This window comes from Chromatiales bacterium, from assembly GCA_014762505.1.
In the GTDB taxonomy this organism is placed as follows: Bacteria; Pseudomonadota; Gammaproteobacteria; order SpSt-1174; family SpSt-1174; genus SpSt-1174.
Genome location: JABURS010000038.1, coordinates 44,703 through 58,720 on the forward strand (window position 1 = coordinate 44,703; position 14,018 = coordinate 58,720).

The 14,018-nt window shown below is 66.2% G+C and carries 13 protein-coding genes and 1 pseudogene; 12 read left to right on the forward strand and 2 right to left on the reverse strand.

Features of this window, described 5'->3' with window-relative positions; all coding sequences use genetic code 11:
- Positions 1 to 542 precede the first annotated feature (542 nt).
- The 6 genes from HUJ28_09015 (at position 543) to HUJ28_09040 (ending at position 5,331) form a co-directional block, all read left to right on the forward strand.
- Positions 543 to 1,901 (forward strand): flagellin, encoded by a 1,359-nt coding sequence (locus tag HUJ28_09015; protein ID MBD3619601.1) that lies wholly within the window; start codon positions 543 to 545, stop codon positions 1,899 to 1,901.
- Between the two features lie 111 nt (positions 1,902 to 2,012).
- Complete coding sequence (locus tag HUJ28_09020) at positions 2,013 to 2,402, forward strand: flagellar protein FlaG (protein ID MBD3619602.1); 390 nt, start codon at positions 2,013 to 2,015, stop codon at positions 2,400 to 2,402.
- A gap of 68 nt (positions 2,403 to 2,470) precedes the next feature.
- A complete protein-coding gene (gene fliD, locus HUJ28_09025) occupies positions 2,471 to 3,814 on the forward strand; it encodes a flagellar filament capping protein FliD (protein MBD3619603.1) in 1,344 nt (447 codons plus the stop codon).
- A gap of 60 nt (positions 3,815 to 3,874) precedes the next feature.
- Positions 3,875 to 4,285 (forward strand): flagellar export chaperone FliS, encoded by a 411-nt coding sequence (fliS, locus tag HUJ28_09030; protein MBD3619604.1) that lies wholly within the window; start codon positions 3,875 to 3,877, stop codon positions 4,283 to 4,285.
- Between the two features lie 14 nt (positions 4,286 to 4,299).
- The gene (locus HUJ28_09035) at positions 4,300 to 4,611 is read left to right on the forward strand and encodes a flagellar protein FliT (GenBank protein MBD3619605.1); all 312 of its coding nucleotides are present in this window, start codon (positions 4,300 to 4,302) and stop codon (positions 4,609 to 4,611) included.
- 177 nt (positions 4,612 to 4,788) lie between these two features.
- Positions 4,789 to 5,331, forward strand: a complete 543-nt coding sequence (locus HUJ28_09040) for a PilZ domain-containing protein (GenBank protein MBD3619606.1) — start codon at positions 4,789 to 4,791, stop codon at positions 5,329 to 5,331.
- 236 nt (positions 5,332 to 5,567) lie between these two features.
- Here the strand turns inward: HUJ28_09040 and HUJ28_09045 are convergent.
- Together HUJ28_09045 and HUJ28_09050 are read right to left on the reverse strand one after the other, a co-directional pair.
- Positions 5,568 to 5,899 (reverse strand): annotated as a pseudogene (locus HUJ28_09045) (type II toxin-antitoxin system RelE/ParE family toxin).
- 13 nt (positions 5,900 to 5,912) lie between these two features.
- Positions 5,913 to 6,146 (reverse strand): type II toxin-antitoxin system ParD family antitoxin, encoded by a 234-nt coding sequence (locus HUJ28_09050; protein MBD3619607.1) that lies wholly within the window; start codon positions 6,144 to 6,146, stop codon positions 5,913 to 5,915.
- Between the two features lie 754 nt (positions 6,147 to 6,900).
- Here HUJ28_09050 and HUJ28_09055 point away from each other — a divergent pair.
- The 6 genes from HUJ28_09055 (at position 6,901) to fliG (ending at position 14,014) form a co-directional block, all read left to right on the forward strand.
- Positions 6,901 to 8,310 (forward strand): sigma-54-dependent Fis family transcriptional regulator, encoded by a 1,410-nt coding sequence (locus HUJ28_09055; protein MBD3619608.1) that lies wholly within the window; start codon positions 6,901 to 6,903, stop codon positions 8,308 to 8,310.
- 169 nt (positions 8,311 to 8,479) lie between these two features.
- Positions 8,480 to 9,667, forward strand: coding sequence for a PAS domain-containing protein (locus HUJ28_09060; GenBank protein MBD3619609.1), 1,188 nt, complete (start codon positions 8,480 to 8,482; stop codon positions 9,665 to 9,667).
- Between the two features lie 4 nt (positions 9,668 to 9,671).
- Positions 9,672 to 10,991, forward strand: coding sequence for a sigma-54-dependent Fis family transcriptional regulator (locus HUJ28_09065; protein MBD3619610.1), 1,320 nt, complete (start codon positions 9,672 to 9,674; stop codon positions 10,989 to 10,991).
- Between the two features lie 23 nt (positions 10,992 to 11,014).
- Positions 11,015 to 11,350, forward strand: coding sequence for a flagellar hook-basal body complex protein FliE (gene fliE / locus HUJ28_09070; GenBank protein ID MBD3619611.1), 336 nt, complete (start codon positions 11,015 to 11,017; stop codon positions 11,348 to 11,350).
- Positions 11,351 to 11,387: 37 nt separating this feature from the next.
- A complete protein-coding gene (gene fliF / locus HUJ28_09075) occupies positions 11,388 to 13,019 on the forward strand; it encodes a flagellar M-ring protein FliF (protein MBD3619612.1) in 1,632 nt (543 codons plus the stop codon).
- Positions 13,019 to 14,014 (forward strand): flagellar motor switch protein FliG, encoded by a 996-nt coding sequence (gene fliG / locus HUJ28_09080; GenBank protein ID MBD3619613.1) that lies wholly within the window; start codon positions 13,019 to 13,021, stop codon positions 14,012 to 14,014. The genes fliF and fliG overlap by 1 nt, the downstream gene beginning before the upstream one ends.
- The last annotated feature ends 4 nt before the right edge of the window (positions 14,015 to 14,018 follow it).

The window sequence follows — 14,018 nt, forward strand, 5'->3', positions numbered from 1 at the left end:
GCAGACAAGCCAAGCATGGGCATCGCGGCTTTCGCCGCTCCTACGCGAACGAGTGTAGCGGTTCATAGGGCGGCCCACGGCCGCCGTGCCGGTGGCAGGCAGGAAGGTCCAATGCGCCACAGAGGACACAGAGCAGGCCCGGCACCGTAGGAGCCGAGCCCCCTCGGCGATAACACCCATGCCGGCTGCATCCCCCATCGGCCAGGGGGCTGGCCTCCTACATTTCCATGCCAAACACCGGCATTGTGGGAGCCGAGCCCCCTCGGCGATAACGTCTTCCCGATCTCCTCTGTGTACTCTGTGCCCTCTGTGGCTGAATCAAGCCTTCCCCGGGCCGGCGGGCATGGCCCGCCCTATGAAGGAAATTCACGGATAATCAACAACCTGCGATTTATCCGCCCCGCGAAAATTTTTTCAACAAACCCCTAAAGATCCCCCAAACCCCGCCGATAAACTCCTCGAAGGCGGTAGAAACCTGCCGCCAGGCATGAACGGTTCACCGTCTTTGTTTGGCGGTAGGAAACTTTACGAGGAGTACCATCATGGCACAGGTCATCAACACCAATATTCTCTCGCTGACCGCTCAGCGTAATCTGAACAACTCGCAGGGCGCCCTGGCGACCTCGCTGGAACGTCTGTCCTCCGGTCTGCGCATCAACAGCGCGAAGGACGACGCCGCCGGCCTCGCCATTGCCGAGCGTTTCACCACCCAGATCCGTGGCCTGAACCAGGCCATTCGTAACGCCAACGACGGCATCTCCTTCGCCCAGACGGGTGAGGGCGCACTGTCCACCATCGGTGGCAACCTGCAGCGTATCCGTGAACTGGCGGTGCAGTCGATCAACGACACCAACTCGTCCTCGGATCGTCAGGCACTGAACAACGAAGTCAGCCAGCTCATCGCTGATGTTAACCGTGTGGCCAACTCCACCCAGTTCAACGGGCAGAATGTGCTCGATGGTTCGCTGAGCAACCTGACCTTCCAGGTCGGTGCCAATCAGAACCAGACTATTCAGGTTGATGGTGTGGATGCACGCGGTTCTCAGTTGGGTGCGCGTATCTCGACGAGTGGTTCATTTACGAGTACCGCTATTGCTGCTGCAACCAATGATTTTTCTCTGAACGGGATCACCATTGATCTTTCTTCCGCGACCACTACGAATGATGTCGTCAATGCCGTAAATGCCGTTCAGGCGGATACCGGTGTCCAGGCATTGAAGGCTACCTCAGTTGATACTGGTGAGCTTGCAGTTACTACAACTGGTGTTGTTTCTATAAATAGTGTTCAGGTCAACGTAGATAGTCTTGATATAACTGCAACGGTTGATGCAATTAACGCAGTTACCAACCAGACTGGTGTTACTGCGAGAGCAGAAGGCGCTGGTATCGCTCTCAGCAATAACGATGGCAGTGATATTGTCATCGACAACACAGGTACTGGTCAGTTGGGTGGTGTAGCCACAAGTGAAACTTATCAGGCCGGTGTCGTCCTGGCCGGTGCGGTAGCAGATGGTGCGTTTACTGCAGCCAACGGTGGTCTCACTGATGTTGCAGGGACCCTCTTTGGTGCGGCTACGCAGACCGATAACACCCTGAACCAGGTGGATGTTCTCACGGGTACCAATGCCAACGATGCACTGCTGACCCTGGACTTCGCCCTGCAGCAGGTCACCGGCCTGCGTGCCGAGCTGGGTGCGGTGCAGATCCGCTTCGAGTCCACCATCGCCAACCTGTCGGTTGCTTCGGAGAACCTGTCCGCTGCCCGCAGCCGTATCCAGGATGCGGACTTCGCGGCCGAGACGGCGGAGCTGACCCGTGCGCAGATCGTCCAGCAGGCGGGCATCTCGGTGCTGTCGCAGGCCAATGCCCAGCCGCAGAACGTGCTGGCCCTGCTGCAGTAACGGCGGATCTAACCTGGTAGGTTAGTGATGTAAGCTGCGAGACAGCGGAGCGGAACGATCCCGGGGCAACCCGGGATCGCCTCGCGCCGGGTCTCACCAGAGGTGAGCATCATGAAGGAAGTCATCACACAGCAGATTACCGTTGGCATGACGGGTTCGACTGCCTCGCAGGCCTCGGGCAACCGCCCGGCGGCACGCGAGGTTTCGTCGTTGCCCGGCACGCAGGCAACGGGCGGCAATCCGTCGCCGCGCGAGGGGCAAGGCGTTTCCGCCGAGCAGGTCTCGCAGGCGGTGAGCGATCTCAACGACTATGTTCAGTCGGTGGGGCGCGACCTCCAGTTTCAGGTCGACGAGGACAGTGGCCGGAGCATCATCCGGGTGCTGGATTCGCAGACCCAGGAGGTGATTCGCCAGATTCCGTCGGAAGAGGCGCTGGCCCTGGCCCGCACCCTCAGCCAGACGGAATCGCTCAGCAGCATGGGCTTCAAGGTCGAGGCCTGAGTCTGGCCAGATATTTGGCATGAAGCCTGCAAAGGCAAACCAGTCATTCACATGGGTTGCATAAGGTTATGGCGGGAATTGCATCACTGGGCGTAGGTTCCGGGCTGGATCTCAACTCGCTGGTACAGGGGTTGCTGGCCGCGGAGCGTGACCCGGTCGTGAACCGGCTGGATCGCCAGGAAGCGAAGCTGCAGGCGCAGCTTTCCGCCTACGGTAGCCTGAGGAGCGGCCTGTCCGGTCTTCAGGATGCCCTTACAGCGCTGGGCGAGGTGGGTACGGGCCGTACCGCCTCGTCGAGCAACACCCAGGCCCTGTCGGTGAAGGCGGATGACACCGCGCCGACCGGGACCTACAGCGTGCAGATCACCGAGCTGGCCGAGGCCGCCTCGCTGGCCAGTGGCGGCTTTGCCGATCCGGCCGATGTGGCCGGGGCCGGCAGCCTGACGCTGGATTTCGGTGACGGGCGTTCGGAAACGCTCGATTTCACCGACGCCAACACCTCCTTCGAATCCATCCGCGACGCGATCAACGACGCGGACATCGGCGTGAACGCGGTGATCGTGAACGACGGCAGCAGCTACCGGCTGATGCTGACCTCCACCGAGACCGGGCTGGACAACGCCGTCAGTGCCTCGGTGTCGGGCTTTACCGATGCCGGCATGACCGGCGGCTTTACCGTGGCCACCGCGGCAAAGGATGCCCAGCTCTCCGTCAACGGCCTGGCCGTGACCAGCGCCACCAACACCGTTTCCGACGTGATCCCGGGCGTGACCCTCACGCTCAAGGACAAGACCGACGGCACTGCGGCCGCGGTGACCGTGAGCCTCAACAAGGGCGCGGTGAGTTCGGCGGTGGACAAGTTCGTGAAGGCCTACAACGAACTCTCCGATCAGCTGGGCAAGCTCACGAACTACAATGCAGATACCGGCCAGGCGGCCATCCTGGTGGGCGACAGCACGGCACGCGGCCTGCAGTCGCGGCTCTCCGGTGCCCTGATCGGCCGGGTGGAGTCCACTAGCCAGGCCTTCGACAACCTGGTGGAGCTGGGTATCACCACCGGCGCCGACGGCAAGCTGAAGTTCGATTCCACGGCGCTGGGCACGGCGCTGGACGAGGACTTTGCCGGCGTGGTGGACCTGGTCAACAACTTCGCCACCGGGCTCGAGGAGCAGGTGGGTTCCTACCTGGGTGACGAAGGCCTGCTGAACGCCCGCACCGACGGTATCCAGGCGCGCATCGACGACATCGGCGAGCAGCGCGTGCAGCTGGATTACCGCCTGCAGCAGATCGAGGCGCGCTACGTGAAGCAGTTCACCGCGCTGGACACCCTGGTCGCACAGCTCAACCAGACCAGCACCTATCTCACCTCGCAGCTGGCCAATATTCCGGTACCGGGGCAGAGCAGGAAGTAACGCTAATCCGCCCTCCGTTCAACGGGTGGCGGTTCTGACAGAACGGCGAGAGGACGCAACATGAACTACAGCACCCGCAGCAATGCCCTCAACCAGTACCGCCAGGTGAACGTGCACGGCAGCGTGCCCGAGGCCTCGCCGTACCAGCTGGTGCAGCTGCTGTTCCAGGGCGGTCTCGACCGCCTCGCCACGGCCAAGGCCTGCATCGCCGAAAACGACATCGCGGCCAAGGCACGGAACATCACCAAGGCGCTGAACATCATCGGCGAGCTGCGCGGCAGCCTCGATCTCGAGGTGGGCGGCGAGCTGGCGGCCAACCTCGACAACCTCTACGAGTACATGGGCCGCCGCCTGGTGGAGGCCAACCTGCACAGCGACGTGGCCATTCTCAACGAGGTGTCCTCGCTGCTCGGAGAGATCAAGAGCGCCTGGGAGGCCATCCCGGCCGACCAGCGCGAGCCGCGCCGCTAGGTCGTACCGCCGGTTTGCCCACCCCCGCCGACCAGCTCACCCGGGCCCTGGCCCAGACCCGCGACATGCTCGCGGCCGCCGGGGCGGGGGAGTGGGACACCCTCACCCGCCTGCAGGCCGAGCGCGATCCCCTGATCCGCGAGGCCCTGGCCGCCCCCGAGATCCTCGGCCCTGCCGAACAGGCCCTGGCGGAGGAACTCCTCGCCCTCAACCGCCAGCTCGAAGACCAGACCCGCCAGGCCCTCGACACCCAGGGCGACGCCACCCGGGAAATCATGCGCGGCCGACGGGCAATGGACGCCTACGGGCGCTACGGCGGTTCGTAGGCGCGCCGTTTATGCCCTCTGGGTGCAAGGCGCGATGCCCATGCGAGGCCTGGCTGCCACCCCATGATCGCGCCTCGCAGCGCTCCTACGAACCCCCGTCTTTCTCTGTGCCCTCTGTGCCCTCTGTGGCGTATAGACTTGTGATTTGTGACTTGCGACTTTTAACCTGCGACCCTGATGACTCCGCTCGATAACGGCCTGCTGCTCTCCGCCTCCCTGCGCCTCGGCCTGCAGGTGATCGATGCCTTGCCGCCGGTGGCCGAACGCGAGGCCCTGGCGCGGCAGAACGAGCGGGTCTTGCGCGGCCTGCTGGCGCTGGAGGAGTCGCCGGAACGGGGCGAGGACGAGGAGGGGCTGCACCCGGAGCTGCAGCGGCTGGACCTGAAGCTCGGGTTGCTCATGGAACTGGTGGGCGAGCTGCTGGGCCGGGAGCTGGAGCTCCCCCCATTCCACGCCCTGCGCTTCAACGCCCACGGCCTGGCCTGCGAGCTGGACACCGCACCGCCGCCATCCGGCAGCTTGCTGGCGCTGGAACTCTACCTGCACGACAGCCTGCCCCGGCCCCTGCGCCTCTACGGCGAGGTGCTGCCCCACAGCCCGGGCCCCGACAACCTCCTCGTCGCCTTCCGCGACCTGCCCGACACCCTGGCCGACCTCATCGAAAAACACATCTTCCGCCAGCACCGCCGCGAGATAGCGCGACGGCGTGAGGGGAGGTGATAGGCGCCAGGCCGAAAGTCTATGCGCCACAGAGGGCACATAGCTCACAGAGGTGATCGGGGGAGGGGTTTAACTCTGTGCCCTCTGTGTGCTCTGTGGCCAAACCATCTCCTTAATCGCCTCTCGACCATGTAGGAGGCCAGCCCCCTGGCCGATGGGGGCATATCCGGCTGGGCGTCATCGCCGAGAGGGCTCGGCTCCTACGGGCGCCAGACCGGCTCTGTGCCCTCTGTGGCTCATCCCCGCGTCGTGCCCGGTGCCTGTGCGGGCGGTGGGGTTCGTTTTTCGTCCATCCAGTCTTCGTGCGCATGTCGAACGCGGATGATGAAGGGTGACCTGGTTTCATCGACGATGTAGATCACCAGGTGTGCGCCAAATGGGTAAACGCGTACGGGAGGGGTGATTTCCTGGCGCTCTCTGGCGGCATAGGGGTTTTCGGCGAGGAAAGTGAAACACTCGGCGAGTGCATCATGGTAGGCCTCGGCCTGGCGCAGACCGAAGCGGCGCGCGCCCTGATGAAAATCTCCAGGATGTCGTCTTCCGCCTTTCGGCTTAGCTGGTATCCCATCCCTGGGCATTCCTCAGATCAGTTCGCGGGCGGCCTGTTTGAGTGCATCCATGGAACGATCACCGGGGCCGCTCTGGAGCCCTTCGGTGATCAGGGCCTGCATCTGTGCAATCTTCGCTGCCTGATCCTGGTCGCGCCGGATCAGGTCGCGGACATAGTCGCTGGCGTTGCTGTAACGCCCGGACTTCGCCTGCCGCTCGACCCAGTTTTTCATCGCATCGGGCAGCGAGATATTCATGGTTGCCATGGTTTACGACCTCCTGGGGATGAATATTGGCAGGATATGGCAAAGATTGCCATGACTGGGAGGCAGGGAAGGCGCGCAACGCCCGGTTTCTCACTTGCGGCGGCCATGGGCCGCCCTATGTTTTTCCACCACAGAGGGTACAGAGAACACAGAGGTGATCGTGAGAGGGATTCAACTCTGTGCCCTCTGTGTGCTCTGTGGCCAAACCATCTTCTTATCGCCTCTGGCCCATGAAGGAGGCCAGCCCTCTGGCCGATGAGGGGCATCCGGCTGGACGTCATCGCCGAGAGGGCTCGGCCTACGAGCCCCAGACCTGCTCTGTGCCCTCTGGATGCTAGCCGCGATGCCCATGTCGGGCCTGGGTGCCATCCCTTGATCGCGCCTTGCAGCGCTACGAAGCCCCCGTCTTTCTCTGTGTTCTCTGTGCCCTCTGTGGCGCATCGACTTTCACCACGCCAGGTGTCCTACGCCTCACTAACACGCATGCCGCATACATCAATAAACCGCTTATTGTGAAAAATTGTGAAGTTCATCATGTAACGGTTGTCAAAAACGTGACGCCTCCCTAGCCTAGGCCTTGAAGAACACGAACGAGCCGGATTTCTGGCGCCAACCCGGCGTCCCGGCCGCCAGATATCCCGTCGGAAATGACGAAACACACACAGGCAAGGGAGCTTGCCGAGTCTGGCATGGGCATCCCCCGGTAGAGGGGAGCAGAACAAAGACCCGGGAGTGAGGATTTGGCGTGAATTCATTGCAAGCTTCCCGTGTGCTGGTGATCGACAACGATACCGAGCGGGCCCTGGCCCTGCGTGCCGTGCTGGAGTTCGTCCACTGCGAGGCGGTGGTGACCAGGGCCGACGGCTGGCAGGGCGGGGCGGCCGACCCGGACGACTACCTCATGGCCTTCGTCGGCGATTGTGGTGCCGAAGAGGACCTGCAGCAGACGGTGCAGGCGTTGTCGCGCTGGGGCGCGGACCTGCCACTGTGTACCGTCAAGGAACAGGTCGGCCAGCTGCCCGTCGAAATGCAGGACCGCCGCATCTGCTGCACCCCGGAATACCCCTTTCGTTACGCCGATCTCACCCAGTGCCTGCAGCAGGCGCGGGTGATGCGCGAGCGCCTGCAGGCGGGGCGCGACCCCGAGCTGTTCCGCGTGCTGGTGGGCGTGAGCCCGGCCATCGACGGTGTGCGCTCCTTCATCGAGCGCGTGGCGCGTACCGACGCCACGGTGCTGGTGCAGGGCGAGACCGGCACCGGCAAGGAGGTGGTGGCGCGCAACATCCACTATCACTCCGATCGCCGCGACAAGCCCTTCGTCGCCGTGAACTGCGGCGCCATCCCCCCGGACCTGCTGGAGAGCGAGCTCTTCGGCCACGAGAAGGGGGCCTTCACCGGCGCCATCAGCGCCCGCCAGGGCCGCTTCGAGCTGGCCGAGGGGGGCACGCTGTTCCTGGACGAGATCGGCGACATGCCGCTGATGATGCAGGTGAAGATCCTGCGTGTGCTGCAGGAACGCACCTTCGAGCGCGTGGGCAGCAACAAGAGCATGAAGACCAACGTGCGCATCGTCGCCGCCACGCACCGCGACCTGGAGGCCATGATCGGCGAGGGCCAGTTCCGCGAGGACCTCTACTATCGCCTCAATGTCTTTCCCATCGAGATGCCGCCGCTGCGCGAGCGGGCCGAGGACCTGCCGTTCCTGATCGAGGACCTCTGCCACCGCATGGCGGCCGACGGCCGCGGTGACGTGCACCTCACCCATGGGGCGATCGGCACGCTGGCCCGCTATCCCTGGCCCGGCAACGTGCGTGAGCTGGCCAACCTGCTGGAGCGCCTGGCGATCCTGCATCCCCACGGCCAGGTGGATGTGGCCGACCTGCCGGCCCGCCTGCTCAAGGCGGTGGGCGAGGAGGTGCCGGCGCCGGCGGCCCGCCCCTCGGCCATGCCGGCCATGAGCGGTGCGCGCCTGCCGCCCGGCGGCATCGACCTCAAGGAACACCTCGGCGAGCTGGAGATGGGACTGATCCGCCAGGCCCTGGACGAGGCCGATGGCGTGGTGGCGCGCGCCGCCAAACTCCTGGGCATGCGTCGCACCACCCTGGTGGAGAAGATGCGCAAGTACGACATCTCCCGCCCGGACGAGATGGCCGAGGCCAACTGACGGAAATTTGACTGCCCGTCACCCCTGTCCAAATAGCTAACCCCTTGTTTTAACAGTATTTGAAAGTTGGGCACGGTTCTTGCTCCAGTATCCCCAGGGGCAAGAACCTGCCCCCGGCAGGCCAAGACCGGCCGCCGGGGACGACAAAAACCCGACGAGGCAGATACTGTTGCAACCGGATCACGCACAACTCGCCGAGGCCTTCGCGGCCTTCAACTCGCTTTCGAGCCAGCTCGCGTCCAGCTACGCGGCGCTGGAGCGGCGCGTGGCCGAGCTGAGCGAGGCCCTGGCCGACGCACGCAGCGAGCGGCTGCTGGAGCTGCAGGCCCGCGAAGCCCTGGCCCGGCGTCTGGAACGCCTGATGGCCGCGCTGCCGGGCGGTGTGCTGGTGCTGGATGCCGCGGATCGCATCATCGATGCCAATCCGGGCGCCGTGGCCCTGCTGGGCGAACCCCTGCTTGACGAATCCTGGGCGGCGGTGCAGCGCCGCGCCTTCGTCGCCACGGCGATGGGGGGCGACCGGGTACTGGCCGACGGCCGCCGCCTCAACCTCTCCCTGAGCCTTCTGGGCGACGCCGACGAGCGCGTGGTGCTGCTCTCGGACGTCACCGATTCCCGCCGCATCCAGACCGAACTCGACCGCAAGCAGCGGCTCGCCGCCATGGGCGAGATGGTGGCGGGCCTGGCCCACCAGGTGCGCACACCGCTGGCGGCCTCGCTGCTCTATGCCGAACAGCTCGCTGCGCCGCTGGACACCGCACGACGCCAGCACCTGGGCGAGCGCCTGTCCGGACGACTGCGTCACCTCGACCGCCTGGTGAACGACATGCTGCTGTTCGCCCGCGGGGATGCACAGGACCTGGCCCCGGCCACGGCGCGCGAGCTCATCGAGGCCGCGCTGGCCAACCTGGCCCCGCTGCTGCCGGCCGGCCTCAGTCCGGTGCTGGCCGGCGATGCCCTGGATACCCCCCTCGAGGTCAACCGCGAGGCGCTGATCGGCGCGCTCACCAACCTCGGCATGAACGCCCTGCAGGTGGCCGGCGAGCGGGCGGGGCTGGTCTTCGAGGCGAGGGCGGAGGGCGAGACCCTGTGCCTCGCTGCCCTGGACGAGGGGCCGGGGCTGGCCGATGCCGAGCGCATCTTCGAACCGTTTTACTCCACCCGCCGCGACGGCACGGGCCTGGGCCTGGCCGTGGTGCGTGCGGTGGCCGAGGGCCACGGCGGCGTGGCCTTTGCCGAGAACCGGGCACGGGGCGGGGCCTGCGTGGGCCTGCGCCTGCCGCTGGCCCGGCGCCACACCCTCCTGCCGAGCGGCACCCAGCCCTCGGCCAGACAACAACAATCCGCAACGAGGTGATTCCATGTCGCGATCCACAATCCTGATCGTGGAAGACGATGACGCCCTGAGAGAGGCGCTCTCCGACACCCTGACGCTGGCCGGTTACCCGGTCACGGCCGTGGGCGATGCCGAGGCGGCCCTGGCGGCGCTGCGCGAGGCGTCGGTGGGCATGCTGTTCAGCGACGTGCAGCTGGGGGCGATGGACGGCTTCGAGCTGCTGCGGCGGGTGCGCCACCTGCGCCCCGACCTGCCGGTGGTGCTGATGACGGCCTACGGCACCATCGAGAAGGCGGTGCAGGCCATCCGCGACGGGGCGACCGACTACCTGGTGAAGCCCTTCGAGGGCCGCGTGCTGGTGGAGATGGCGGAGCGCTACCTGCCGGCGGCCGCGGCGGCCAGTGCGCCCCGCCTGGTGGCGGAAGACCCGCGCAGCCTGGAGCTCGTGGCCCTGGCCGAACGCGTGGCCGCCTCGGAGGCGACGGTGATGATCACGGGCGAGTCCGGTACCGGCAAGGAGGTCTTCGCCCAGTACATCCACGACCACTCGGCGCGTGCCGGCGGTCCCTTCGTGGCCATCAACTGCGCGGCCATTCCCGAGAACATGCTCGAGGCCATGCTCTTCGGCCACGAGAAGGGGGCCTATACCGGCGCCCACGAGGCGCGCCGCGGCAAGTTCGAGCAGGCCAATGGCGGCACCCTGCTGCTGGACGAGATCTCCGAGATGGACCTCGGTCTGCAGGCCAAGCTGCTGCGGGTGCTGCAGGAGCGGGAGGTGGAGCGCCTGGGCGGCCGCCAGCCGGTGCCGCTGGACGTGCGCGTGATCGCCACCTCCAACCGCAACCTGCAGGAGGAGGTGGCCGCCGGCCGCTTCCGCGAGGACCTGTTCTATCGCCTCACGGTCTTCCCGCTGCAGCTACCGCCGCTGCGCGAGCGCCTGGCCGACGTGCTGCCGCTGGCGCGCGCCTTCGTCGGCCGTCACGGCCAGCGCTTCACGCTCTCGGCCGGTGCCGAACAGCGCCTGCTGGAGCACCGCTGGCCGGGCAACGTGCGCGAGCTCGACAACGTGATCCAGCGTGCCGTGATCCTCGCGGCCGGCCCGCAGATCGAGGCGGCCGACATCCGCTACGTGCCGGTGGCCGGGGCCAGTCACGACCAGGCGCCGCGCATCGAGTCCTCGCTGGATTCCAGCCTGAAGAACCGCGAGAGCCAGGTGATCATCGAGGCCCTGAAGGCCGGCAACGGCAGCCGCAAGCAGGCCGCCGAACGCCTGGGCATCAGCCCGCGCACGCTGCGCTACAAGCTCGCACGCATGCGCGAGGCCGGCATCGCGATTCCGGGCTGAGACGAACGCAAGGGGAGACGACCATGAGCAACGACATCCAGATCAACCAGGTGCTGCAGCAGATGCGCGCCATGGCGGCCCAGGCCGGCACGCAGGCCGAACGGGCCGGCGCCGTGCCGGGGGCGGGCGAGGGACAGGTGGACTTCGCGGCCCTGCTCAAGCAGTCCATCGACAGCGTGAACCAGACCCAGCAGACCGCCGGCGCCATGACCCGCGCCTTCGAGCGGGGCGATCCCAACGTGGACCTGGCGGAGGTGATGGTCTCCATGCAGAAGGCGAGTCTCTCCTTCGAGGCCATGAAGCAGGTGCGCAACCAGCTGCTCAAGGCCTACCAGGACATCATGAACATGCCGGTGTAAGCGGCAGGCAACCTAACGCGAGCGGAATCGAAACCCTATGGCAATCGTCGATGCAAACAATCTCCCCGCCCAGTTGCAGGGTCAGCTGCAGGGCCTGAACCGCCTGTCGGCCGTCCGCCAGGTGGGGCTGATCGTCGGCCTGGCCGCCACCATCGCGCTGGGCGTGGCCATCGTGCTCTGGTCGCAGGAGCCGAATTACGGCCTGCTCTATGCCAATCTCAGCGACAGGGACAAGGCGGCGGTGATGGACGGCCTCACCCAGGCCAACATCCCCTACAAGCTCGATGCCGCCAGCGGGGCGATCACCGTGCCGGCGACCCAGGTGCACGATGCCCGCCTGCGGCTGGCCACCATGGGGCTGCCGCAGGGTTCGGAGACCGGCTACGAGCTGCTGGACAAGTCGCAGGGCTTCGGCACCTCGCGCATGGCCGAACTCAGCCGTCACCAGCGTGCACTGGAGGGCGAGCTGGCCCGTTCCATCATGGCGCTGTCGGCAGTGGACAGCGCCCGCGTGCACCTGGCCATCCCCAAGCAGACCGTGTTCGTGCGCGAACGCAGCAAACCCTCGGCCTCGGTGGTGGTGCACCTCTACCCGGGCCGCGTGATGGACGAATCCCAGATCGCCGGCATCGTGCACCTGGTGGCCTCCAGCGTACCCGAGCTCGAGGCCGAGCGCGTGACGGTGGTGGATCAGAAGGGCCAGCTGCTCACCACGCGCCTGGCCAGCAGCGACATGATCATGAGCGACCAGCACTTCAAGTACACCCAGCGCCTGCAGAACGCCTACGCCGAGCGCGTGCTGGGCATCCTCGAACCCATCGTGGGCGAGGGCGCGGTGAAGGCGCAGGTGGCGGTGGACGTGGACTTCACCACGGTGGAATCCACCAGTGAGACCTATGATCCGGTGGAGACCGCCGTACGCAGCGAGCAGATCCTGGAGCAGGAGACGGTTGGCGCCGAGACCGGTGGCGTACCCGGCGCGCTGGCCAACCAGCCGCCGCCCGCCGGGGTGGTGGGCGAGGAGCCGGAGCCGGCTGCCGGTGCCCCGCGCAGCGCCAGCAACCGGGTGGTGCGCAACTACGAGATCGACCGCACCATCAGCCACAGCCGTGGCGTGCCCGGCACCGTGCGCCGCCTGTCGGTGGCCGTGGTGGTGGACAACAAGCCGGGGCCGGACGGCGAGCTCGTCCCCTATACGGAGGAAGAGCTGCAGCGCCTGACCACGCTGGTGAACCAGACCGTGGGTCTGGATGCGGCACGTGGTGATACCATCAACATCGTCAACGCGCCCTTCGTGCGCGGCGGCGAGGAACTGGCCCCGCTGGAGCCGACACCGCTCTGGAAGGAGCCGTGGCTGTGGGATCTGGCCCGTCAGGGCGCCGGCGTGCTGGGCGTGCTGTTCCTGCTGCTGTTCGTGCTGCGTCCGGTGTTGCGCGCCCTGGCCGAGCGCGGCCGCGAGCCGCAGCGCGTGGCCGTGACCGACGAGCAGGGCCAGCTGCCGCCGGGCATGGGCGGACAGGACGGAGGCAGCGCGCAGAAGGCCCTGGCCCAGCTGCGCGCCGGCGGCGACTACGAGGACCAGCTGGCGGCGGCCCGCTCGCTGGCGCAGGAGGACCCCAAGCGCGTGGCGCAGGTGATGAAGACATGGGTAGCGGAGGGTGAGTCCTGATGGCCGATATGACCGGAGCCGATCGCGCCGCGATCCTCTTGATGAGTCTGGGCGAGGCCGACGCCGCCGCCGTGCTCAAGCACATGGGGCCGAAGGAGGTGCAGAAGGTGGGCGCCGCCATGGCCACCCTGCAGAACATCTCCAAGACCCAGGCCAGCGGTGTGCTGGAGCACTTCGTGCGCGAGGTCTCCGAGCAGACCGCGCTGGGCGTGAGCTCCGACGAATACGTGCGCAACGTGCTGGTCTCGGCCCTGGGTGAGGAAAAGGCCGGCGGGCTGATCGACCGCATCCTGCTCGGGCGCAACTCCAAGGGCCTGGAGGCGTTGAAGTGGATGGACCCGCGCGCCGTGGCCGAGATCGTGCGCCTGGAGCATCCGCAGATCATCGCCATCGTGCTGTCCTACCTGGACGCCGATCATGCCGCCGAGGTCATCACCCATCTGCCGGACAAGGTGGTGGCCGACGTGGTGATGCGCATCGCCACCCTGGACGGCATCCAGCCCAGCGCCCTGCAGGAGCTCGACCAGATCCTGGAGAAGCAGTTCTCCGGCAACTCCAGCGCCAAGACCTCCAGTGTCGGCGGCGTGAAGCCCGCGGCCAGCATCATGAACTTCATGGATTCCTCGATGGAGGAGCGCATCATGGGCATGATCGCCGAACAGGACGAGGAGCTCAGCCAGCGCATCCAGGACCTCATGTTCGTGTTCGACAACCTGATGGACGTGGACGACCGGGGCATCCAGATGCTGCTGCGCGAGGTGCAGACCGACACCCTCATCATCGCCCTCAAGGGGGCCGACGATGCCCTCAAGGAAAAGATCTTCAAGAACATGTCCAAGCGTGCGGCCGAGGCCCTGCGCGACGACCTCGAGGCCAAGGGCCCGGTACGCCTCAGCGACGTCGAGGCCGCGCAGAAGGAGATCCTCACCGTCGCCCGCCGCATGGCGGACTCCGGCGAGATCGTCCTCGGCGGTGGCGGCGACCAGATGGTGTAGCGGC

Bases quoted from the DNA above. Each gene is read 5' to 3' on its own strand.
- HUJ28_09015 (MBD3619601.1), top strand. From the start codon at position 543: ATGGCACAGGTCATCAACACCAATATTCTCTCGCTGACCGCTCAGCGT.
- HUJ28_09020 (MBD3619602.1), top strand. From the start codon at position 2,013: ATGAAGGAAGTCATCACACAGCAGATTACCGTTGGCATGACGGGTTCG.
- fliD (MBD3619603.1), top strand. From the start codon at position 2,471: ATGGCGGGAATTGCATCACTGGGCGTAGGTTCCGGGCTGGATCTCAAC.
- fliS (MBD3619604.1), top strand. From the start codon at position 3,875: ATGAACTACAGCACCCGCAGCAATGCCCTCAACCAGTACCGCCAGGTG.
- HUJ28_09040 (MBD3619606.1), top strand. From the start codon at position 4,789: ATGACTCCGCTCGATAACGGCCTGCTGCTCTCCGCCTCCCTGCGCCTC.
- HUJ28_09050 (MBD3619607.1), bottom strand. From the start codon at position 6,146: ATGGCAACCATGAATATCTCGCTGCCCGATGCGATGAAAAACTGGGTC.
- HUJ28_09065 (MBD3619610.1), top strand. From the start codon at position 9,672: ATGTCGCGATCCACAATCCTGATCGTGGAAGACGATGACGCCCTGAGA.
- fliE (MBD3619611.1), top strand. From the start codon at position 11,015: ATGAGCAACGACATCCAGATCAACCAGGTGCTGCAGCAGATGCGCGCC.
- fliF (MBD3619612.1), top strand. From the start codon at position 11,388: ATGGCAATCGTCGATGCAAACAATCTCCCCGCCCAGTTGCAGGGTCAG.
- fliG (MBD3619613.1), top strand. From the start codon at position 13,019: ATGGCCGATATGACCGGAGCCGATCGCGCCGCGATCCTCTTGATGAGT.